The following is a 23,087-nucleotide window of genomic DNA, read 5'->3' as shown; positions in this document are numbered from 1 at the left end:
GGATAGTTAGAGTTTAACATTTACGTTGATACCATAGCTGCGCGTGGTTGGCAGCGTGTGCGATTCGATGCCTTGCAGGTTATCAGACGCCGAAACGCTGGCCTGCGGATCGAGGTTATCAATGTATTTCTTGATCATCAGCACGTTGTTAACCAGCAACGATACATTCAGGCCTTTAACAAAGGTTTTTTTCATGTATTTGCTGAAATCGTACCCTACTGATAAGGAACGCCACCTTACAAATGCCGCGTTATAAATAAATGGTGTGGCTATGTTTGTGGTGCGATAGTTTGAGTAAAAAGTTTCGGCCTCAACGGCGGTGGTATTAGGTGTGCCATCAGGATTTACGCCATCAAACACAACACCTCCTTCACGACCGACCAATGATTGTTTTGATAAACCCTCGCGCAAAAAGTTAAGGTTCGAGTTTGACATCAGCGTGGCACCGGCCTTAAAATCAACCTGTGTAAATACGCGGAAGCCCTTGTAGCGGAAGGTATTTGTCCAGCCGCCTACCCATTTAGGTATGGCGCTGCCAAAGGTGGTCAGGTCACCACGCTGAGGTAGGCCGTTTATGGTAACTATACGACCCTGTGCATCGCGGCGGTAATCAAAGCCACGCAGTGATGCCAGCGGCAAACCTATCTCGTGCGATACGGTACCGAAAAACTCGCCGGTGCCCACGTCAACACGCGCCTGCCCGTTTGCCAGTTCCATTACCTTTGATGCATTGTACGATCCATTAAAGGCGGTTTCCCAGTTAAAGCCTTCCTTTTTTATCGGCACAATGGTCAGCAAGGCTTCAACGCCACGGTTACGCAGCTTACCAATATTCACCTTGGTTGAGTTAAAGCCTGATGCTACCGAAACATCTACGTTCAATATCTCATCTACGGTATTCTTTTCATAGACAGACATATCCAGATTCAGACGGCTGTTAAACGTTCTTATCTCTAAACCGGCCTCTTTTTCCTTCACCTTCAACGGGCGCAAGCCTGAATTCGGACTAACATCACTATTTATAGAACCCAGCGCCGTGCCGCCAAACGGATTAGAGTTAAGCGAGTAATACAACGTATTGGCATACGGGTCGGTATCGCCACCCACCTCGGCGTAGGCTACACGTACCTTACCATAATCAATCCACGATGGCATGCGTATAGCATCGCTAAACACAAAGCTGGCGCTTACTGATGGATAGAGGTAGCTGTTGGAGTTGATATTAAGGGTTGAGAACCAATCGTTACGGGCGGTTGCGGTTATGTACAAAAAGTTTTTGTACGATACCTCGAACGATCCATAAACCGAGTTAACCCGCTTTTCAAAATAACTGTAGTTCGGGTTTTTAACCTGCCCGTTGCTGATAGTGTACAGATCGCGCACAAAGAAGTTGGTAACCGCTGTACCCATTACATCGCTTACCTGTTTCATGGCGTTGCCACCCAGGGTAAGGTCAAAGCCAAAGTCTTTAACTTTTTTGTTGGCACCGATCAGGAAATCCATATTACGCTCCCTGAAGGTGGTTACATCCTGGTAGTAATAGCCATTAAAGCCCGTTGTTACCGCGCCTATAGAGCGGGTACCTGTAGGGCGGTTATAATTGTACGGGCGGGTAAAGTAATCCTGCCCTATACGAGCCTGCAAGTACAACCAATCGGTAAACTGGTAACGCAGCGAGGCGTTACCGAAAATACGGTCGCGGCGCACATTCTCAAACCTTTGCAGGGCCACCCAGTAAGGGTTGTTACGGTTGGTGAAGCGTGATAGCGGCATCTCGTTACCGTTGGCATCCTTGTAATTCTTCAGCCAATCGGTATTAATGCTGTTGGCCAACGTATAAATGGTGGTGTTGGCGTTCATATCCTGAATACCTATTTGAGGCGGATTGTGGTTATACTCGTTAGAGTAGTTGGCGTTTAATTGCAAACTAAGCTTTGGCGTAACCTTATAATTAAGGCCAAGGTTGAGTATCTTTTTATGGTAATCAGAATTAGGCATAATGGCATTCGCATCGTTATTAGCGAACGATAAGCGGAAGCTTCCCTTTTCGCTACCACCTGATATGGCTACCGAATTGGAGAAGTTGCGGCCGGTACGATAAAACCTTGATATACGATCCTTATGCGGCGAGTAAGGTTGCATAGATCCATCGAACTGGATGGTTGGCACGCCATCAAAGCGTTCGCCAAAGGCATGTACACCAAATGTTTGTGCTTCGGCAAGGGTGGTTTGGCGTTTGCCGTATTCACCCTGACCGTACTCGTATTGAAAATCGGTATAATCCAGCGCCTGGTCGGCCTGATAGTTGGAGTTTAGTTCGATACCTATACCCTGTGTTTTACTGCCCGATTTGGTAGTGATAATAATTGCGCCATCCTTTGCACGGAAACCGTACAGCGCGGCAGCGGCAGCACCTTTCAGTACCGTCATTGATTCGATATCGTCCTGGTTTATACTTTGCAAACCGTCGCCCTGGTCAGACGAGCCGCCGGTTACGTTGCCCGCGCCATTGCCCGCGAAACCACCTGCCGAAACAGAGGTATTGTTGATAGGAATACCGTTAACAATAATTAATGGTGAGTTATTACCGCCAAAGGATGACTGCCCCCTGATGCGGATCTTGGTTGACCCACCCGGGCCACCGGCAGGCGGCGTAACGTTTACACCCGCTATTTTACCCTCGAGGCTGTTACCTACGTTGGTGGTACGGTTAACCGTAAGCAGATCGGTATTTACGGTAGCGGTTGAGTAGCCCAGCTTTTTTGATTCGCGCTTAATGCCGAGGGCGGTAACAACAATATCGCTTAGCTGGTTGCTGTTCTCCTCCAAAACAATGTTGAGCACATTGCCTGCCCCTACGGGTATTTCTTTAGTAGCGAAACCGATGTACGATATTTGCAGTATGGCCGATCGGTTAGGCACACGCAGGGTATACTTGCCGCTGGCATCGGTTACGGCACCGGTTGTGGTGTTCTTTATCCGTACGGATACCCCTGCAAGTATTTCGCCCTTGTCGGTTTTTACGGTGCCGGTAATTTGCACCGCCTCCTGCGCGTAAACTTGCAGGCAGCAAAGGCACATAAATGCCAGCAGCCATGCAATTGGTTTGTAAAATTTCAGGTTCATATTATTGAGGTTATTATTGGTTTCAATCGATTTCATACAATAAATCATTAATTGTACAGCACCCCTAAAGGGCCACTCAAAAAAGCTTAATTAAAAATTTATTCTACCTGGTTTATAATTGGGGCAATTGTAAGGCCCGGTGCTTATCCGCAAAACAGAATGGAAAAGCATGAAGCAAATAAAGGCATTAACTAAGTCACCAAAATTCATTATCATAGCATTTTGATGTAATATATTAACCTGAAAACATGCACTTTATCAATTAAAACACAATAGCCCTAAAACAGCAAAGGCACCCCTATCGGAGTGCCCTTGCATATATAAAAGCAGCGAGTATTAACAAGAAGTGTTAGGGTACTTTATACGCTTGCCGTGCTAATAAGATCCATTGTTTTTGCTGTTTTTTCCAAATTAATAATATTCCGAGCTTAACTGTGCCCGGTTTGCCGCCATCAAGTATCTCGCCGTTTAATATATGCCTTACTATGGCAACATCCTTGGCAATGGTTATGGTTTGGTTGCTTGTTTTAATACTCGTAAAGTCAGATGCGCCGCTGGTCAGGGCCTCAATAAAGGCGGCCTTATCCTCTACCTTACCGCTGGAATGGCCAAAACTGAGTTGAGGCGCGGTGAGTTTGCTTAGCGTGATTTTGTTGGCATCAACCACCGCTTTATACAGGGTATCAACAGCATCGGCAACCTGCTTTTCGGCTGCTGTTTGGGCAAAACCGGTGGCAGGCATTGCCAGCGCGAAAAAACTTATCAGTATAAAAAAACAGTGTTTTATCTTCATCATGTATTCTCCTTTAGTTCAGTTTATACGCCACTACCGAATTACCAAAAAACGTGGGCACGTAAATTATCCTCTTTTTAGGGTCGTAGCCAATATCGGCAGTTTTACTTTTACTTTCATGCGTATCCAGCAAAATTTGCTTTTTACCATCAGGAGTAACATAATACAGGTAACCTACCCAGGCCGTTATCAGCAAGTCGCCGTTGCCAACGGGTTCAATACCATCGCCGCCATGTTCAAGGTCGCAAATTTTGGTCAGCTTTTTATCCGGACCGGCCTTGTATGCCGCTTCGGAGGTGAGCACATACAGATCGTTACCGATGCTTTTTACACCGTTAACGCCCTTTAAATTCTCCAGGTAAACCTCCTGCTTATCGCCCTCAAAGCGAAACACACGGGCATTTTTAGGGTCGGATACATAGATCACACCTTTGGGATCAATACTCACATCATTCAGTCCGGCATTTTCATCGATCAGCTTTTTGTTAACCTTGCCCGTTTTCAGATCTACCGATACCAATTCGCTCAGATCAGCCACATACAGGGTATTCTTGTAAATGCCCATGCCTTTTGGCGCGTTAAGGCCGGTTACCCAGGCGGTATCTATCACCTTTCCTTCCGGCGATACTTTGGCAATGCCGCCTATACCATCTTTTTCGTTACCGTTAATAAGCGATACATACAGTACCTTACCGGCAGGCAATACCGATTCGGGCGTGGCCAGCACGCTATCAGTTTGCCAAATTTTTTGTACGGAGTGTTGCGCGAATACGCCAAATGGCAGCATCAGCAATAGCAGGGAAGCGGTTATCTTCATCATTAAGGCAGATTTTTGGTTTGATGTAAAGCTACAACACAGTTTTAATACTATTTGTTGCCAAAACATACAAACTATCAACAGGTTAATATAGCACACAAATTGGTTAACTTATCCAAATACCCTGCCGTGCTTAACAAAACCTTTACATGGCATACCCTCCATCATTAAAACAAAAAGCGGATATTGCCCGGCTTATGAAGCACTTACTTACTGCACTGCTAAGCTGCACTTTATTAGCAGCATCGGCTCAAAATAAAATTGATCTGCAAGCCCACCGTGGCGGCCGTTCGCTAATGCCCGAAAACTCTATAGAAGCCATGCTGCACGCCGTTGATCTTGGCTCGCGCACGCTGGAGCTGGATGTAGTAATATCAAAGGACGGGCAGGTTGTGGTATCGCACGATACGTATATGAATGCCGATTTTATGCTGAAACCCGATGGCAGCGAGATAACTAAAGATGAGCAGAAAAGCCTGTTGCTATACACTATGCCTTATGATAGCATTCGCAAATATGATGGCGGCAGCAAAGTGCACCCCGGTTTTACCGCGCAAAAAAAGATGCGTACCTACAAGCCCCTGCTTGCCGAAATGATTGATAGCGTTGAGCGTTACGTAAAGCAAAAACACCTTAAACCCATCAATTATAACATCGAAATAAAATGCTCGCCCAAAGGCGATAATGTGGAGCACCCTACGCCGGATGTAATGGCCGATAAGGTAATGGCCCTGCTTAAACAAAAACGCATTTTAAAACGCTGCAACATACAATCGTTTGATGAGCGCCCGCTGCAATACCTGCACACCAAATACCCGAAGGTGGTGCTGGCGTATTTGATATCGAACAAAAAATCGCTAAAAGAAAATCTGGATAAGCTGGGCTTTCAGCCGCAGATCATCAGCCCGGAATATAAACAGATAGATGCCACCTTTGTGAACGACGCGCACGAGGCCGGCCTTAAAGTAATACCCTGGACGGTAAACGATGCCGAAGGCATGAAACAGTTAGCCGCCATGAAGGTAGATGGCATTATATCCGACAATCCGGACATATTGGTGGAACTGTTCGGCAGTTATCAAAATAAATAAGCTTCCCCTCGTATAAAACAACAAGCCCCGCTACTATACGGGGCATTGCTGACTTTTTTTAATTATTGTTTTGCAAGGTAGATGCTGATCAGTTCCTGGTCGGCTGTGTATTGTTTTTGGTTAACCATTACCACCAGTATTTTATTTAGCGCTTTTTGCACGCGCTTATCGCTAAGCTTTATTTTGCTGTTCACCGTTTCCTGGTACACCAGGTGGTTGGCATCATTATAAAACTTAACCGTGTTTAGCTTTGGGGTTTTAACATTGCTTTCAATAACCCAGTAGCCTTGTAGTGAGTCGGTAGTAGCTTTTGCTACGCTTTGGGTAAAGGCCATAACTGTTAAGGCCATTACAAGTATCATTTTTTTCATAACTGTGATGTATTTAAATTATGCATCAAAAGTATTTGCCCGCTACTCCTTAATAAAACAGTTACGATACTCGTGGCTTGAACAACCACAGGCTACCTAAAAACCATTGCTAATGCCGTTTAACCGTTTTTAATCACGCTTGATGTACCGAAACATGCTGTTCGTCATGCTTAACTTGCATTTCGTCGGCTATTCATCTATCAATCAAATATTTGCTATAATTTAGTATATGGCAAAGGGCATAAACATACAGGGCATTGCAAATAACCGGGTGGCGCAGCATGTGGTGTTTTGGCTTGTTGTATGGTTATTTTATTTGCTGATGTACTCGTTTAAAAGTACCTGGCAAATAGCGCTGCACAACAACGTATTTTTTATGCCGTTGCACATTGGGCTGTTTTATGCCATTGGCTACTGGCTAATTCCCCGTTACCTGCTAACAGGCAAATACGTACAGTTCGGGTTGATGCTGTTGCTTACCAATTTGGTATTGGGCATGGCATCGCGGTTGGTTGATATTTATATCGCCTTCCCCTACCTGGCACGGCATTTTTTAGGCAAGTTTCATGACCCGTATGATGGCCATTCTGTTGGGTATTTGCTTACCAATCCGGTATATTTTTTCAATGCATTTAAAAGCCTTAACCTGGTGGCCTGGTTTGGCATCGGTGTAAAGTACTTTAAAATGTGGCACGAGCGTAAACAAGCCGCCCTTAAAGCCGAGCTGGATGCACTGAAAGGACAACTGCACCCGCATTTTTTGTTCAACACTTTGAATAATTTGTATTCGCTTACGTTGCAAAACTCGCCTAAATCATCAAACACGGTATTGGGCCTGTCGGAGATGCTACGATACATGCTGTACGAGTGTAATACCGACCTGGTGCCACTCACCAACGAGGTACGTATGCTGAAACACTATACCGAACTGGAAAAGCTGCGCTATGAGGAACGGCTCGACCTGACCTTTAACATTACCGGCGACCTGAACGGCTTGTACATTGCCCCCCTCTTGCTACTCCCCTTTATTGAAAATACTTTTAAGCACGGCGCCAGCGAAAAGCTTGGCCACAACTGGATCAACATCAATTTATCGGTTATTGGTAACGTATTGAAAATTAAAGCGTCTAATAGTAAACCGGAACAGGTTACCGATGATGCCGATAAACACTTTGGCAACATTGGCCTGCAAAATGTACAAAAGCGACTGGAGCTTTTATACCCGCAGCAGCATAGCCTTAAAATTCTGGATGATGATGAAGCTTTTTTAATTGTGCTTGAACTGAGGCTTACCCGCCGCGAACAGGCCTTACCTACCGCCAAACCACATGAAGATACGTACACTTATAGTTGATGATGAACCGCTGGCCATTGAGATAATAAGCAGTTACCTCGAAAATTTTAGCGATGTAGAGATAGCCGGCAAGTGCGGCAATGCTATACAGGCATTCCAGCTGTTGCAACAAAAACCGGTAGACCTGATGTTTCTGGACATCAAGATGCCCGGCCTTAACGGTACCGATTTTTTGCGTAGCCTTAAAAATCGACCTAAAACCATATTTACCACCGCCTACAGCGAGTACGCGTTGGAAGGTTTTGATCTTGACGCGGTTGATTACCTGATGAAACCCATATCGTTCGATCGTTTTTTGCGGGCGATGGATAAAGTATACCAGCTGTATGATAACCGCGCCACTACACGTATTGCCCACGAAACACCGGTTGGCGATCAGGAAGCGTTTTTGTACATTAAGGTTGACCGCAAAACCATCAAACTCAACATCAACGCCATTTTATGGATAGAGAGCATACGCGATTATGTAAAGGTGGTTACTGCCGATCAGGTGTACATCAGCAAGCAAAAAATTAGTTTTTTAGAGGAGATGCTACCCGACAGGCATTTTGTGCGCATACACCGGTCGTTCATAGTATCGCTATCAAAAATCAATTCGTTTTATGCCTACAGCCTCGAAATTAACGGCCACGAATTACCCATTGGCCGCAATTACAAGCAGGATGTACAAAAGAAATTAAAGACAGAGCAGTTGTTTTTTAACTGAAAAAGCCCGGCATAACCGGGCTTCAAGTCAGTTCTAAACTTTCTTATCTCCTTTCATCAAACACCTGGAATTCGGCTATTGATGGGGCGTCTTTGTAGCCCTCTATCTGGATGCGTACTTTGCTGCCCCAAACACGATCAAAACGGTGAAGTTTTACACGCTCGCTATTGTCACCGCTGAATATTTGTTTCCAGGCAGCTCCATCCCAGTATTGCAGTTTGTATTTGCTGATGTTGGCCTTTGACTCGAACACTACAATTGTGTTAAAGCTTTTATCCTTTTTAAAATCAATCTCGAACCAAGGCTCCTTAACGCGCGGGTTTGACTGCCATGATGAATGGTAATCATCATCATTAGCAAAATCCATAATGTTCATATCATCGCTCCAGCTTGAGTTTGATGGCGCATTTTTGGCAATGTTGCTGGCTATGATCGGGTCCTCCAATGGCGATAGCTTAGTGGTAGCACCTTCGTTTTTCCAAAGCTTGCCTACTTCTTTCAGGCTGGCCAGGGCGTTATCGTCAATCAAACCATCTCGGTTGGGCGCTACGTTGAGGATAAAGTTACAGCTGGCCTCGTTTAACGGCTTTATCAGCTCGTTAACTATTTTTTGCGGCTCGCGCACCGGCACGGTCGGGAAATCTTCTTTCCAAAACCAGGCGCTGTTGATAGGCAAACAAGCCAGGGTTGGCATACGCTTAACGTCTTTTGACATACGCTGCCCTGCACCCATCTCGTAGGTTTTGATATCGGTATAATACAAACCATCACCCGGATATTTAGCTCCGTTCAAATCCATCACCAAACAATCAGGCTGTAGTTTCTTGATCAGGTTATAGATATCCTCAAACGGCACATCATCATATGATATACGCGACCACGGAGCATCCCAACCATCAATAATCAGCGCTTCTATCTTACCGTATTTGGTCAGCAACTCGGTAAGCTGGGTTTTGATCATCTCAATATCTTCGGGCTCTATCTGGTGAGGGCGAATCTTGTGGTGGGTATCTAAAATAGAGTAGTACAGCATTACCTTCAATCCGTTGGCGCGGAAAGCATCAACAAACTGCTTTACCACATCCTTTTTGTACGGACTGTTCATTACGCTGTAATCGGTACTCTTGGTATCCCAAATACAAAAGCCGCTATGGTGCTTGGTAGTTAAACAGCCATAGCTCATATTAGCCGATTTAGCGGCCTTAGCCCATTGGTCGGCGTTTAGTTTTTTAGGGTTGAATAATGCCGGAGAAGCTTCCGGGTCGGGCCAGTCGGCATTCCAATAGGTTGGCATGTTAAAGTGGATGAACATACCAAAACGCAGATCAACAAACTGTTGCTGCAACTGGTTAAGATTGTTGGCTTTAGTAGTGGCCGTTTGCGCGCGCAGCACAACAGGCAGCATCAGCACAAATAAAAGTGTGAAAATGGATTTAACTTTGGTGTATCGCATTTTTTAGTAAAGGTTAATAAAAACCTAAAGTACCTCAAATTGCGCACTGCACCATTAAGTATTTTTGGCAAATTGATAAACCCTTTTACCACAACTTGCCAATATATGTAAAAGCCCTCCCCCTCGGGGTGGGTTGGGAGGGGTTTATTTGCTAAACGGCGGCCTGCCGGTCAATTGCTTATACAGCGGCAGATCGTCGCGCTGTTGTGCCGGCAAATGGAATTTTTTGCAGTAATATACTTGTAAATGCAATTCATCAACCCCGTTACGCATAATGGCAATATCAGGCAATTGCTCTACCGAATCAAAAAATGGCTTAACATCATTATCCACATTTACCTGGTGGCGCTGGCCTATTACCACGCAATCGTACCCTAACAATTTGTTCGGGTCTACAAGGAAAGCCATATTACGTGGATCATTATTAAAGCAGATGATATCCTTTTTGCCTTTTAGCGCCCAGTCAACCTTGCCGGTTAACCACCAGCGTGGGGCACCTGCAAACAAATGGTCGTTATTGAACCAGCCCTCTTTTTCAAAGCGCTTGTAAATATCGTCGTAATCAATACCCTGAATAGTTGGGTCATCAGTATCACCGGCCAGGCCTACTACCCATTTAGGGCCGTAGCTTTGCCAAAAACCGGTAACCATGTGCAAGCTAAGCACCGTAATTACAATCACCGTAAAGCCGGTTGAAAAGCGCAGCCAGCGGCGTGTAGAGCGGGCTTGTTCTACCGCGCCATTCAGTTTTTTATCGATAACATAACCCAGCGGCATAAACAGCATCATGTAACCCGGAGCCTGCCAATGGAAATGATATTGCAAATCGGCCCACAGGGTTACCACGGTAAAAAATACAATAGGTAATACCGAAGTCCAGAAAACGAAGCTGTAGGCTATGGATGTATTACGATCCTTATACGAGCGGATGAACTGACCGATAACGGGTACCCAAACCCAAGGCAGCAGCCACAAGGCCTGCCCGCCAATGCTGCGCAAAAACCACTCGGGATGCAGCTGGAATTTACCGCCATCGCCCGCGCGTGAACCCTGGAACACGAATGATGCCCAGTCGTTTTTATAGTTCCACCAAATAACCGGGAAAGCGATGATCAGCGTTAACAACACCGCCAGATAAGGCCCCGGATGGCGTAGCCAGTGGCGCTGATCTTTATTAGCCACCACAAATAAAAACACCCCCGCGAACAGGAACAGCACATGGTATTTGCTCAGCGTAGCCAACCCCATCAGTACCCCTATCCAAAGCCAGCCCATATACGCGTTGCTCGATAGGGCTTCGGCCTGGTTTATACCCATTACCCGGACTATATAGTATGCCGCCGCCATCCAAAAGAACATCAACGGCGCATCGGGCTGAAACCAGCAGGCAATGGCCACGGTAAATACCGCGCTTAAATTCATGATGGCTACCGCCCAAAAGCCTGCCTTGGCATTAAACAATTTTCGCGATAGCAAAAACAAGAACCAGCTTGTACCCGCGAACAATATAACCGCCGGGAAACGCAGCGCGAAAGTGCTCAGTCCTAATACCTTTATGCTTAACCAGCTTAGCCAAAAAAACAAGGGCGGTTGGTCAAAGTAACTCATTTCGAGCGTTAGCGCGCCACGAAAATAGTATGATTCGCCGATGCCTAAACCGGTGTAGGCGGCAATCAGTATACGTACAACAAAGGTTATGGCTATCAACACTAAGGTGTACCGCGCGGCATTCTGTTCAGTAAGCTTTTTCATGTATGTGAGGAGCAATGGGTGTGATGGTGTCCTGCTGTTTTAAACTGCAATATTAGCAACTTAATGTTAAACTAAATGTAAAATAACCGGGTTACCCGCATGTATTTAACATCAACATTAAAAAAAAATTAAATTAGCGGGTGATAGTTGGCCGGCCAATTACACATCATAATAAAAAGCGATAATATGGCAGCGTTTAATAACACAGCTCAAAAACGGGAACAGCTTTTTAGTAAGCTGTATCAAAACGCCTTTCCGGCGGTGGCCGCCTATGTAAGCAAAATGGGCGGCAGTTTTGATGAGGCTAAGGATGTTTTTCAGGATGCGCTTATAGCTTATTATGAAAAAGTATTGGTGAACAATACCGCTATCCACAATACCGAAAACGGTTACCTGTTTGGCACCGCCCGCAACCTGTGGCTGCAACGCTATCGTAACAAAAGCAAACAATTGCCTTTGGATGGCTACGGTGATGATGTTACCGATGATGAGGAAGCCGCACCATCTGCAAACAAGCTATTGGCTTACCTGGCCACAGCCGGTAAAAAGTGTATGGATATGCTAAAGGCTTTTTATTACGATAAGTTAGATACGGAGGAGATTGCCACAGCGTTCGGCTACTCGGGTGTACGCTCGGCAACAGTACAAAAATATAAGTGCCTTGAAAAAGTGCGTAATACCGTTAAACAACAATCATTACAGTATGCGGACTTCATTGAATAATATAAAACTGGCCGAGGACTACCTTAACAAACAGCTGCCAACCGGCGATAAGCTGTTGTTTGAAGCCCGCATGCTGCTGGACCATGATATGCTTACCAATGTAAAAGCCCAACGCCACGCCGTTGAACTGGTTAAACAATACAGCCGCGAGCAATTACGTACCGAGATTGAGGCTGTACACCAAACGCTTTTTAATAATAAACAGCACCGTACGTTTGCCCAACGGGTGTTGAGCTTTTTTAGATAATTACCCACACCCAAACAAAATCCTTTGTCATTTCGAACAAGGTACGAGGAGAAATCTGTCGCCGGACTATGAACGCAGACAGATTTCTCGCTACCGCTCGAAATGACAGGAATTACTAACACAGTTTAAAAAAACACAACTTTATGAATTACACTAACGAGTTCCGCAGTTATGCGGTGGGGCATCGCCGTGCCCAAAGTTTGGGGGTTGATGCTTACATTAACCATATTAACACCATGCAGTTACCTATGGCTACCACTCCTTATATTATGGAGGAGCGCCAGCTGAATGTTGCGCAAATGGACGTTTTTTCGCGCCTGATGATGGATCGTATCATCTTTCTGGGGTCGGCTATTGACGATCAGATCGCTAATATTATACAGGCGCAATTGCTGTTTCTGCAATCAACCGATACCAAGCGCGATATACAGCTGTATATTAATTCGCCGGGCGGTTCGGTTTATGCCGGATTGGGTATTTATGATACCATGCACTTTATAGCGCCCGATGTGGCTACCATTTGTACCGGTATGGCGGCATCCATGTCGGCCATATTGCTATGCTCGGGCGCGCCTGGTAAGCGTGCTGCACTGAAGCATTCGCGGGTAATGTTGCACCAGCCATCGGGCGGGGTACAGGGTACACAGGCCGATATTGAAATAACCGCACGCGAAATAGCCAAGATCAAAAAAGACCTGTACACCATTGTTGCTAATCACAGCGGCCAAACCTACGACAAAGTGCACCAGGTATCAGACCGCGACTACTGGATGATAGCCCAGGAAGCCAAAGAGTTTGGCGTTATTGATGAGATTTTGGGCGAGGGTAAATAACACCGGTATTCCATTATATTTGGTTACCCGAATATGAAGAATGCCCTTACCATATGTACGCTGATATTTTGCTGGCTTTGCCTGTCGTGCAATAATTACGGCGGGCAAACAACCGGCACTAATAAGCCCGATTCTGTCAGGTTAACCAACATAGCCTTTAATGGTCCTGCCAAAAGCATACATGTATTTGTAGCCCTGTGCGATAATAAATACCAGGGCATTGTACCCGTGCCCGAAAAGATAGGCAATGGCGATGATATGAATAACAACCTGTATTGGGGTGGTATTTACGGCGTGCGATCATTCTTTAGCCGCAGTAAGGAGTGGAAGTTGGTTAAACAGTACGGTATAGATTCGGTACGGCTTGAGCGACTGGTTTATCGCCATACATCAAAAAATGTATACCTGGTGGCCGATGCCTATCGTGGCAGGAATATTAAGGAATGCACTATTGATTTGTTAAACTCGTGCGCCGTTAAATTGGCTGATACCATCAATGTAAAAGGCGCTACAATAGGTATAAATGGTAATGCCCGGCTGCTGGCCTACATTGGCCATGATGGGTTGATGGATTTTTCGCTGCCTGATGATTTCATCAACAAAACCAAACAAAAACGTGATGCTATCATTTTGGCTTGCTTCAGCAAAAAGAATTTCGCCTTTTACCTGGATGGAGCAAAAGCGAACAACACCCTGCTAACAACCGGCCTGATGTGCCCCGAAGCTTATACCTTGCACAATGCGCTATCGGCCTTTGTAAACAATGAGCGTGATTGGGCAAGCGTGCAGGGAAACGCGGCCAAAGCCTATGCGCAATACCAGCACTGCTCCTTAAAATTCGCGAACCAACTATTGGTAACAGGCTTAAAATAAGAGCCGGATGCGATAAAATGGCACCATACTTGTTATTATCTATATAACAAATACATATTACCATGAATGTACTTAAATTTATTGCAATAGGTGCAGCTGTAGCTTATGGTGTAAGCTACCTTACCAAACGTGATGCCAACGGGCACTCCATAGTCGATGATGTTTTGGATAAGGCGCCCGATTGGGCCAATAATCTAAAAAAATATGGCCAGGATGCCCTCGCGAAAGTTAAAGTAAAGGCATAAGTAAGCGTCATTATAAAAACAAACAAGCCCCGGAATTATCCGGGGCTTGTTTGTTTTTATACTTTTTATTTTGCTGATACCGAGAATGGTTTATCATTCTCACTCACCCCTCTTGATGTATTGGGTTTGCTATCCATCGATAGGTTGAATGTGCCGCCCTTCATCATATCGCCATAAGTAATATAATTTTGCGGATGATCAGCACCGTTCAGTTTAGCTGATTGGATGTACACATTGGCCTGGCTGTTGTTGGTAGCATCGATCACGAATTTCTTACCATTTTCGAGCGTGATAGTAGCCTTTTTGAATACCGGGCTACCTACTACGTACTGATCGGTACCGGGGCAAACGCTGTATAATCCTAAAGCGCTCAATACGTACCATGATGATGTTTGACCCTGATCCTCGTCGCCGGGATAACCATCCTCGGTAGCATTATACAGCTTGCTCATGATGTTGCGCAGGTGATATTGCGATTTCCACGGCTGGCCGGCATAGTTATACAGGTAGGCCATGTGTTGTATAGGCTGATTGCCATGCGCGTACTGCCCCATATTGATCATCGCCATCTCGGTCATCTCATGTATCGGGCCGCCGTAGGTACCTACCTTGAATTTGTTGGGTTCGCTAAATACCGAATCGAGCTTGGCTACAAACTTCTGGTCGCTGCCGATGAGGCCGGTCAGGCCCTTAATATCATGAAAAACCGACCATACCCAATGCCACGGCGCACCCTCGGTAAATGGGCCGCCCCACTCTATCGGGTCAAAATTGCCCGACCATTGTCCATCATTATCTCTGCCCTGCATAAAGCCGGTTGTCGGGTTAAATACATTTTTGTAGTTATACATCTGCCTTGCAAAAACGCCTTCGTAAAAAGGGTTATCGGTCATTTTAGCTAACTGGTAGCCGCAAAAATCATCGTAAGCATATTCAAGGGTTTTGGCTGTTGCCTCGCGATATTTTGGATATGGCACGTAACCCAGCTCAAAGTACTCCTTCCAGCCATCGCGACCGTTTGCCGGGCCCCATGGGCCTTTGTTGAATGCCTCGTGGCGATAGGCTTCCAGCGCTTTTTTAGGGTCGAACGTGCGGATGCCCTTCGCCCAGGCATCGGCAAATAATGATATGGCGTGATTACCGATCATGCTACCCGCCTCGCCGGGAAACGACCATGACGGCAGCCAACCACACTGATCGTAAGCGGCCAGCATGGCCTGCATGTATTGGCCGTGCATTTTAGGGTACATTAAAGCATTTAGCGGAAACTGCGCACGGAAAGTATCCCAAAAGCCGGTATCGGTATACATGTAGCCCTTGTTCACCTTACCATCATACGGACTAAAATAATATGGCTGCCCATCCTTATCATACTCAAAAAACTGGCGCGAAAATAAACTCGCCCTAAAAAAGCATGAGTAAAAAGTAGCCTTTTCATCCTCGGTACCACCCTCAACCAAAATACGGCTCAGGTGCTTGTTCCATACCTTTTGAGCGGCAAGCTTGGTAGCTTCCAGGTTTTTATCCTTACCCAGTTCGCGTTGCAGGGTTAGGTCGGCTTGCTCAGGGCTTACGTATGATGATGCCGCTTTGGCCTGCACCGCGCGTTTGCCGCTTTTAAATTGCACGTACACGCCCACCTTTTTGCCTTGTATGGCTGTTTCGGATGGGTTTATCTTATCGTTCTCCTTTGTCCAGGTACCGCAGGCTACTATCGGCGAATCAAATATCACCTCAAAATAGCTCTTAAAATTATCGGTTAAGCCACGGCCGTTGTGTACCCAGCCGGTTATTTTTTTGTTTTTAATATCTACCTTGATGTCGCTTTCCTCTGTATAGCCATCCAACACCAAAAAGTTATCACCCTCACCCGTAAAGCTGAAACGCAGGTGCGCGCCACGCTCGGATGGTGAAATTTCGGTAGTGATGCCGTTATCAAACTTAACCTTGTAGTAGTTAGGCTTAGCTACCTCGTTGGCATGACTAAACTTTAACGCGCGGGCATCTTCATTAACCACCAGCTTACCGGCCACGGGCATAAGCGAGAACACGCAGTAATCATTAGTCCACGAGCTGCATTGGTGAGCCTGTTGAAAACCGCGTATGGTTTCCTTTTTGTACTGATACTTCCAGCCATCGCCGTTGTTACCGGTTTGGGGTGTCCAGGTGTGCATGCCAAAAGGCAGGGCTGTTGTTGGGTAGGTGTTTCCGCGGGTAAGCCTGTGTTCAGAATTGGTACCTTGCAGGGTGTTTACGTACTTCACCAGATCGGCATTTTGCGCGTATGCCGTGTTTACGGCACATAGCGCTAATATGCCGGCTTTAATAAATTTCATAAAAAGAGTGATTGGTTTTGAGCGTATAGTTTAATTGCCCTAAAATACAGCTATCGCCCTTAAAACCACTACCCCAAACGTAAAATATTGATGACGGAAGTTAAAAACCATTTATCACAGCACCTTCACAAAACCCATAAAGTCTATATTTTTTATAGATATTTTTTGAATTATCAGATCAGCCCCTTACATTTGCTCCATCTGATATGAATAGTCAATATATCATAGGTTCAATAATGCGAATGCCTCTTTGTAAAGGGGTCATGTGTTGCTGTTGTTAATTCTCACCCCGGCTATCTGCCAAAACAGCATTTTTCCATTACAACTTATTGATATTTTTCCATGTTCGCTTCTTCTTCCCGTCTACACGTATATCTTCTTCGCCTGGCTTCGCTTGTGCTGTTAGCATCAACCGCGGTAACTATTTTCAGTTCGTGGGGCGCGGCATCACGCAGTATAACATTTGCCAACGCTGCCGGTGCACAGGCGCTTGTAACCACTGCATCAAACCATACGCTTACGGTTAAAGGCAGGCAGATAAGCTATACCTCAAAGGCGGGCTACCTGCAAGTTGCCGATGGCCGTTTTGGAGCGAATATATTTTACACCGCCTACTCGGTAAATAACAGCAAGGCTCAGCGCCCGGTAACCTTTGTGTTTAATGGTGGGCCGGGTTCATCATCTATATGGCTGCACATGGGCGCGTTCGGGCCGGTGCGCAGTGTGCCGGGCAAGGCAGGTTACCAGCCCAACCAGGATACCTGGCTAAACTTTACCGATCTGGTTTTTATTGATCCAGTAGGCACAGGCTACAGTCGCCCGGTGGATGGTACCAACGCGACCCGTTTTTATGGTTATAATGAGGATGTGCGTATAATAGGCAACTTTATTAAGCAATATCTTGCCGCCAATAACAGGCAGCAAAGCCCGCTGTATTTAACCGGCGAAAGCTATGGCGGGGCACGCGCGGTAGGCTTAGCCACTTACCTTGCCGATGAGCACCGTATTGACGTAGCCGGACTAACCCTGATATCGCCCGCGTTAGATTATAAGCTGGTAAGCTTTCGCGATAAAAATACCGCGCCATATCCGCTTTATTTACCGGCCTACGCGCTTGCGGCAAAGTATCATAACAAACTAAACGGCGAATGGCAAAACCTGCCTGCCGATCAGCTTTACACCAAGGCCACAGCGTTTGGCAATAATACCTACAGTCGCTTTTTAAACAACGGTAGCACTATAACTCAAGCCATTGCCGACACCCTGCATTACCTTACCGGTTTGCCCGATGCAACCATAAAACAATACAACGGCCGCATACCCGACCATCTGTTTACACGAAGCCTGTTAAGTAATAACCGTGTAGGTATTTTTGATGCCCGGGTAAGCGGCAATGCCGATCAGGCCGATCCAAGTTCGGCGCAGTTGAGGGCCGTGTTTCCGCAAGCCTTTAAGCAATATATTGAGGGTGAGCTTAACTATCATAACAACCTGCCCTACCTGGCTACCACAGCCACCGCCAACTGGAACTACGGCACCGGCGATGGCTATTTGAATGTATTGCCTGCATTAACAAATCTGCTTAACAAGCATAAACAGCTAAAGGTGAACATTGTAGCCGGTTATTACGATCTGGCTACGCCTGCGGCAACCATAGGCAGCGCGGTTAAAACACTGAACAGCGATCGTGTTAATGTACAGTACTATCAATCAGGTCACATGCCTTATATTGATGATGCGGTTAACGCCCGGTTTAAAACAGACAGCGAGGCATTTTACAAGAACATCTAAAACATCTACCTATAAAAAACAATTCCTATGTCAGCAACCAACATTCAACAACAAGTACTGGCCGCAAATGATGGCTATGCTAAAAACTTCGGCGACAAGGGCAACCTTGCATTATCGCCCGCACGGCAGTTTGCCATACTCACCTGTATGGATGCACGGTTAGACCCTGCTAAATATGCAGGGCTGGCCGAGGGCGATGCCCACGTGATACGCAACGCGGGCGGCAGGGCGAGTGATGATGCCATCCGCTCGCTCATTATATCGCATAAATTACTGGGCACTAAAGAGTGGTTTGTTATTCATCATACCGATTGCGGTATGGAACTATTTACCAATGATATTATCCAGGATCTGCTATCAACCAGTTTGAGTACGGCCACTGTTGATGATTCAGGATGGCATAATCAGCAGAAAGAAGGCGGATCGGACGAAGGCCGGTACATCAACTTTTTAACATTTAAAAACCTTGAGCAAAGCGTTCGTGATGATGTTAAACGCATCAAAACCCACCCATTGGTTAATAAAACCATACCGGTACATGGTTATATATATGATGTACGCTCCGGCAAGCTTATCGCTGTAAACGGTTAGCTCGGTAAATAAAAATTAAGGCGGAGTGGCCGAGTGGTTAGGCGGGCGTCTGCAAAACGCTCTACAACGGTTCGATCCCGTTCTCACGCCTCGTGATAAATAGTAAAGGCAAGCTTGGTTAAGCTTGCCTTTGTTAGTTTATAAAGATTTTGTTTATCAGAATAACAGCATCGCTATTACCAGTGTAACTACAATGTTAAAGCCCTGGGCTATCAGGAATGCGTAAATTGGTTTCTTGCTTTCGCGATTAAACAGGTCGCGGAAGTTGGTTTCGAGGCCGATGCTGGTAAAGGCGAGCGCGAACCACAGGCCCTGCAAATTCTTTAAAGTGCCTTTAACAAAACCTGCCTTCTCCGGCGATACAAAGAATGAGAATAACAACGATGCCGCTATAAAGCCGATAACGAATTTAGGGAAACGCTCCCAAATAACTTTTAAAGTCGGCTTGCTATCAGCATCCTGCGCTGATGGGTGTTTGGTATACGTCCAGTAAACGGAGATGGCAAAGGCCGCGATGCCCAGCAATACGTTTTGAGAAAACTTTACGATAGAGCTGATCTTTAACGCTGTTTCGCCAACCAAGCTGCCCGAGGCCACTACCGCCCCCGTTGTATCAATACTACCACCCAGCCATGCGCCCGTAACCTCTTGCGACAGGCCTAATACCTTAGCAACGTAAGGCATAAAAACCATCATGGGTACGGCCGTAATCAGCACTAATGATATTACCAGCGACAGCTTTTTGGGGTCACCTTTAATGGCGCCTGAGGTAGCTATGGCTGCTGATACACCACAGATAGATACCGCGCTCGAGAGCATCATGGTGAGTTCTGAATCTATCTTGAGCCTTTTACATACCCAGTACGAGAAGTACCAAACCGATACCACTACCACCAAAGCCTGTATAAGCCCCAGCGATCCGGCTTTTAATATATCCGAAAATATGATGCTTGTGCCCAGCAATACCAGGCCTATCTTCACATAAAATTCAGATGCCAGCGCATCCTTAAACCATTGCGGCAGCTTGAAAAAATTACCTATCAGCAAACCTATCAGCAAGCTAAAAATAACCGCCTCCAGGTTAAGCGCCTTTGCCTGGCTGCTACCCGCTATTATAAGCGCCACTATGGTAAGCAAATAAACCGCCGGAAAAACCCTTAATACTCCCGAAACTGATTTACCGGTAAGCACCGCGCCAACAGCGGCTATAACAAGCACATAAATTAATTGAATTACAATATTTAACAGGTTAGCGCCACTAAGCACCTTGGTGGTAAGGTCATTGGCAGTGGCCCAGTTAAACTCAGGGGCGGCAAGCAATACGCCCCCTAACGATAATAAGATGATAATAAAACCCAGTACTACTACGGTCCAGTCTTCCGTTAAAATGCTTTTGTTCATAGTTGTTTTTTGGTGGTTGAAAGATCGACAGATCTTTTGATAATATAAATTGTGTTTTTGATTTTACGTTGTGATCATTTTTTGCATCCCGATAAACATTAAAGAAGCGACCGAATGGCATCCGGTCGCTCCAACAGTGTTTTTTTACACCCCAACACTGTTTTGAGGCATGGGTACGGAGTTGAACCGTTAACGCAGGTATCCTAAAACCTGCGTTTGCCGCCCGGCCGCCCAGCCTTTGTCCGGGTACTATCGCAGCAGCCGGATGAATTAATAGTCAGTTAATAGTTAAGATCTTTTTTTGAAGTAAGGCCCGGCGCAGGTGCGCCAGGGCCATCTTCAGCAGCACAAAGAACCACCACTTGTGCTAAGAGAGGTTGGGAACGGATTCGAACCGTCGTAAAAGGTGTTGCAGACCTCCGCCTCACCGCTCGGCCACCCTACCTGCTGTAAATTACTTTGTCCCGGTGCTTGCGGTGGTTGTTCCTTTATCGGCATTATATATCTCACCCAGCTTGGCCGAAAGCTTATCGCCGGTGAGGTTTTTAGCTACTATTTTACCATCAGGCCCTATCAAAAAGTTTTGCGGTATGGCCCTTACGCCGTAAAGTTCAGCAGCTTCGTTCTTCCAGTATTTCAGGTCAGATACCTGCGTCCATTCCAGGTGATCATCTTCAACGGCCTTTAGCCAGGCCTCCTTCTTGCTATCCAGCGATACACCGAGGATAGTAAAATTCTTATCCTTATACTGGTTATAGGCCTTCACCACGTTCGGGTTTTCGTTACGGCAAGGGCCGCACCACGATGCCCAAAAATCAACCAGCACATATTTGCCTTTAAATGATGCCAGCGCGATGGGTTTGCCATCCTTATCGGCTTGTGAAAATTGCGGAGCGGTAGCGCCAACGGCCGTTTTTTTCCAGCCATCAAGCCATTTTTGGTATTGGGCGCCCGCCTTAGTATTCTTTATCGCTTTTGAAAAACCAGCGTACAATGGCTCAACATCGCCCGCCTCGGGAAAGTAACCGCCATAGGTTTTAAGGGCATCTAAACCAACCAATGAATTTGTGTGCTTTTTGATGAATGGCGACAGCACTAATTTTTGCTCGGCCTCAATAGCCTCCACACGGCTGTCAAGCTCGGCCTCGGCCTGGCTGGTTTGCTGGTGTTTAGGCAGACTACTATAAGCCCTGTACTCGGCGCGCAGCCTGTCGTTATAAGGTTTTAATAAAGCGGTTAGTTCGGTATTGTCCTTGTTGATCTGCCCGGCTTCAACAGTGGCTTTAGCTACAGAGTCGGCAGCTTTAAGGTTGATATTGCCGTTTTCGAGGTAGAACTGAATCCTATCGGCATTGCGTTGCTGCTGGTAATTCTCCCCTTCACGTGTTACTATAAGCGAGGCCTTAACTGCCTCGGGCAAACTACCCTTAAAGGCGAAGCTGCCTTGCTGTACAGTAGCCGAATCGGTTATGTTACCGGCATCGGTACGGTATTGCAAATAGGCTTTGCCGGTGCCTTTAAACCCTGATATATTACCTTTTATACTATAATTTGCTTGCTGAGCTAACAAAACTCCGGGCAATGCAATGCCCAGCGCTATAAGCGTATATGTTTTCATGATGATTGATGAATAAATTAATGGATATTTAACCGGATGATCTGATTTTTAAACAGGCATCAACAACAACAATAAAAATAGGCTTTAGGTAAGCGATGTGTTGCAGCTAATAAAGTTAAATGAGGCGTTTCCATTATTCGTTTTGATTGAACAGTGCAAATATACTATAATATCTATAGTTTTAGTAGTATATTTTATTAAATCAACAAACATCATTATATAGCACTGATTATCAATAAAATAATTTTGAATTTAAATTCAAGCCGATAATTTTAACCATGCGGAAGATATTAGGTTTCGACATAAAAACTATAATATAAAACCTATTGACAATGAGGATATAACAAGCCTCTCTCCTATTTCATCATGTAACTTTTTAAACTAACAATTGATACTCTCATAATAAAACAACATTTTTGCTGCGATGATGAAAAGAAAAATAAACAAGCCATCAAAAAAGTGGGCCGTAATGGTATCACTGCTTATGGCGTTTGTTTTTATGGCCATCACTGCTGTACAGGCATTCCACAAACACACTTACCCATCGCTTGCCGATAATGACGACGATACGGAATACGTTTACTCATCCGAGAAATGTGCCGTGTGCGATTACATTGTGCACAAGCAAACCAACCATGCTCACCTGAGCTATCCACCGGTTATGGGTATTCCGGTTACCAAAGCCGTTACTTTACTGAGCAAAAGCTTTGCCGGTACCTACAAATTCACCTTACAGGGCTTTACCAATAAGGGTCCTCCTGCATTTTACTGCTAAGCGTTCGCTGTAAATTTTAATTGCTGTTTATTTATTGCTTTGTATTGATATGCTTTTACGCGCATATAATAAATTCGTAATAAACTAACATTCAACAATTTACCTTTCGTTCGCTTTTCTATCCGTGCCCGGGCATTCTGCATCCGGGAGAGTAATTAATTCATTGTATTCAATCTCAATTAATTAATAAT

The 23,087-nt window shown here is 45.6% G+C and carries 20 protein-coding genes and 2 tRNA genes; 12 read left to right on the top strand and 10 right to left on the bottom strand.

The genetic code is table 11. The features are described from left to right. Window positions 1-6 precede the first annotated feature (6 nt). The 3 genes from IM792_RS00195 to IM792_RS00185 form a co-directional block, all read right to left on the bottom strand. Entirely contained in the window at window positions 7-3,162 is a 3,156-nt protein-coding gene (locus IM792_RS00195; protein WP_228084866.1) for a SusC/RagA family TonB-linked outer membrane protein, read from the bottom strand. A gap of 313 nt (window positions 3,163-3,475) precedes the next feature. Continuing rightward, window positions 3,476-3,922, bottom strand: a complete 447-nt coding sequence (locus tag IM792_RS00190; RefSeq protein ID WP_228084865.1) for a nuclear transport factor 2 family protein — start codon at window positions 3,920-3,922, stop codon at window positions 3,476-3,478. A gap of 10 nt (window positions 3,923-3,932) precedes the next feature. Next, window positions 3,933-4,739: an ATP-binding protein gene (locus IM792_RS00185; RefSeq protein WP_194099664.1), complete on the bottom strand. Its 807-nt coding sequence runs from the start codon at window positions 4,737-4,739 to the stop codon at window positions 3,933-3,935. Window positions 4,740-4,885: 146 nt separating this feature from the next. On the opposite strand from IM792_RS00185, the gene IM792_RS00180 reads away from it, so the two are divergent. Continuing rightward, entirely contained in the window at window positions 4,886-5,827 is a 942-nt protein-coding gene (locus IM792_RS00180) for a glycerophosphodiester phosphodiesterase family protein (RefSeq protein WP_228084864.1), read from the top strand. A gap of 62 nt (window positions 5,828-5,889) precedes the next feature. On the opposite strand, the gene IM792_RS00175 is transcribed toward IM792_RS00180, so the two are convergent. After that, window positions 5,890-6,198, bottom strand: a complete 309-nt coding sequence (locus IM792_RS00175; protein WP_194099663.1) for a hypothetical protein — start codon at window positions 6,196-6,198, stop codon at window positions 5,890-5,892. 229 nt (window positions 6,199-6,427) lie between these two features. On the opposite strand from IM792_RS00175, the gene IM792_RS00170 reads away from it, so the two are divergent. Together IM792_RS00170 and IM792_RS00165 are read left to right on the top strand one after the other, a co-directional pair. Then, the gene (locus IM792_RS00170) at window positions 6,428-7,552 is read left to right on the top strand and encodes a histidine kinase (RefSeq protein WP_194099662.1); all 1,125 of its coding nucleotides are present in this window, start codon (window positions 6,428-6,430) and stop codon (window positions 7,550-7,552) included. After that, window positions 7,527-8,258, top strand: a complete 732-nt coding sequence (locus tag IM792_RS00165) for a LytTR family DNA-binding domain-containing protein (RefSeq protein ID WP_194099661.1) — start codon at window positions 7,527-7,529, stop codon at window positions 8,256-8,258. Before IM792_RS00170 ends, IM792_RS00165 begins: the two co-directional genes overlap by 26 nt. 43 nt (window positions 8,259-8,301) lie before the next feature. Here IM792_RS00165 and IM792_RS00160 read toward each other — a convergent pair whose 3' ends face one another. Beyond that, window positions 8,302-9,711 carry an alpha-L-fucosidase gene (locus tag IM792_RS00160; protein WP_194099660.1) on the bottom strand — a complete coding sequence of 470 codons (1,410 nt, stop codon included), beginning with the start codon at window positions 9,709-9,711 and terminating at the stop codon, window positions 8,302-8,304. Between the two features lie 144 nt (window positions 9,712-9,855). After that, window positions 9,856-11,463: a glycosyltransferase family 39 protein gene (locus IM792_RS00155; RefSeq protein WP_194099659.1), complete on the bottom strand. Its 1,608-nt coding sequence runs from the start codon at window positions 11,461-11,463 to the stop codon at window positions 9,856-9,858. Between the two features lie 186 nt (window positions 11,464-11,649). Here IM792_RS00155 and IM792_RS00150 point away from each other — a divergent pair, with 186 nt between their 5' ends. The 5 genes from IM792_RS00150 to IM792_RS00130 all read left to right on the top strand — a co-directional run bounded on the left by IM792_RS00150 (window position 11,650) and on the right by IM792_RS00130 (window position 14,384). After that, on the top strand, window positions 11,650-12,186 hold the full coding sequence (locus IM792_RS00150) for a sigma-70 family RNA polymerase sigma factor (RefSeq protein WP_194099658.1): 537 nt from the start codon (window positions 11,650-11,652) through the stop codon (window positions 12,184-12,186). Then, on the top strand, window positions 12,167-12,433 hold the full coding sequence (locus IM792_RS00145) for a hypothetical protein (RefSeq protein ID WP_194099657.1): 267 nt from the start codon (window positions 12,167-12,169) through the stop codon (window positions 12,431-12,433). Before IM792_RS00150 ends, IM792_RS00145 begins: the two co-directional genes overlap by 20 nt. Window positions 12,434-12,576: 143 nt before the next feature. Further along, window positions 12,577-13,266, top strand: coding sequence for an ATP-dependent Clp protease proteolytic subunit (locus IM792_RS00140; RefSeq protein ID WP_194099656.1), 690 nt, complete (start codon window positions 12,577-12,579; stop codon window positions 13,264-13,266). Window positions 13,267-13,299: 33 nt separating this feature from the next. Continuing rightward, window positions 13,300-14,139 carry a hypothetical protein gene (locus IM792_RS00135; protein WP_228084863.1) on the top strand — a complete coding sequence of 280 codons (840 nt, stop codon included), beginning with the start codon at window positions 13,300-13,302 and terminating at the stop codon, window positions 14,137-14,139. Between the two features lie 62 nt (window positions 14,140-14,201). Then, window positions 14,202-14,384 (top strand): YtxH domain-containing protein, encoded by a 183-nt coding sequence (locus IM792_RS00130; protein WP_194099655.1) that lies wholly within the window; start codon window positions 14,202-14,204, stop codon window positions 14,382-14,384. Window positions 14,385-14,449: 65 nt separating this feature from the next. Here IM792_RS00130 and IM792_RS00125 read toward each other — a convergent pair whose 3' ends face one another. Beyond that, entirely contained in the window at window positions 14,450-16,720 is a 2,271-nt protein-coding gene (locus IM792_RS00125) for a GH92 family glycosyl hydrolase (RefSeq protein ID WP_194099654.1), read from the bottom strand. 342 nt (window positions 16,721-17,062) lie between these two features. Between IM792_RS00125 and IM792_RS00120 the strand changes: the two genes are divergently transcribed. From IM792_RS00120 to IM792_RS00110, 3 genes are all read left to right on the top strand, one after another. Next, window positions 17,063-18,511 (top strand): alpha/beta hydrolase, encoded by a 1,449-nt coding sequence (locus IM792_RS00120; RefSeq protein ID WP_194099653.1) that lies wholly within the window; start codon window positions 17,063-17,065, stop codon window positions 18,509-18,511. Window positions 18,512-18,538: 27 nt separating this feature from the next. Next, complete coding sequence (locus IM792_RS00115) at window positions 18,539-19,102, top strand: carbonic anhydrase (RefSeq protein WP_194099652.1); 564 nt, start codon at window positions 18,539-18,541, stop codon at window positions 19,100-19,102. 19 nt (window positions 19,103-19,121) lie between these two features. After that, window positions 19,122-19,193 (top strand) — tRNA-Cys (locus tag IM792_RS00110). A 65-nt stretch (window positions 19,194-19,258) separates the two neighbouring features. On the opposite strand, the gene IM792_RS00105 is transcribed toward IM792_RS00110, so the two are convergent. The 3 genes from IM792_RS00105 to IM792_RS00095 form a co-directional block, all read right to left on the bottom strand. Then, the gene (locus tag IM792_RS00105; RefSeq protein ID WP_194099651.1) at window positions 19,259-20,503 is read right to left on the bottom strand and encodes a putative sulfate exporter family transporter; all 1,245 of its coding nucleotides are present in this window, start codon (window positions 20,501-20,503) and stop codon (window positions 19,259-19,261) included. Window positions 20,504-20,876: 373 nt separating this feature from the next. Further along, window positions 20,877-20,949, bottom strand: a tRNA-Cys gene (locus IM792_RS00100). An 8-nt stretch (window positions 20,950-20,957) separates the two neighbouring features. Continuing rightward, window positions 20,958-22,121, bottom strand: a complete 1,164-nt coding sequence (locus tag IM792_RS00095) for a TlpA disulfide reductase family protein (protein ID WP_194099650.1) — start codon at window positions 22,119-22,121, stop codon at window positions 20,958-20,960. Window positions 22,122-22,545: 424 nt separating this feature from the next. Here IM792_RS00095 and IM792_RS00090 point away from each other — a divergent pair, with 424 nt between their 5' ends. After that, window positions 22,546-22,896, top strand: coding sequence for a hypothetical protein (locus tag IM792_RS00090; protein ID WP_194099649.1), 351 nt, complete (start codon window positions 22,546-22,548; stop codon window positions 22,894-22,896). Window positions 22,897-23,087 lie beyond the last annotated feature (191 nt).

It is taken from the genome of Mucilaginibacter sp. JRF (assembly GCF_015223065.1).
Taxonomy (GTDB): domain Bacteria; phylum Bacteroidota; class Bacteroidia; order Sphingobacteriales; family Sphingobacteriaceae; genus Mucilaginibacter.
The sequence above is the reverse complement of the archived record's forward strand: the minus strand, read 5'-3'. Positions and strand labels throughout refer to the sequence as shown.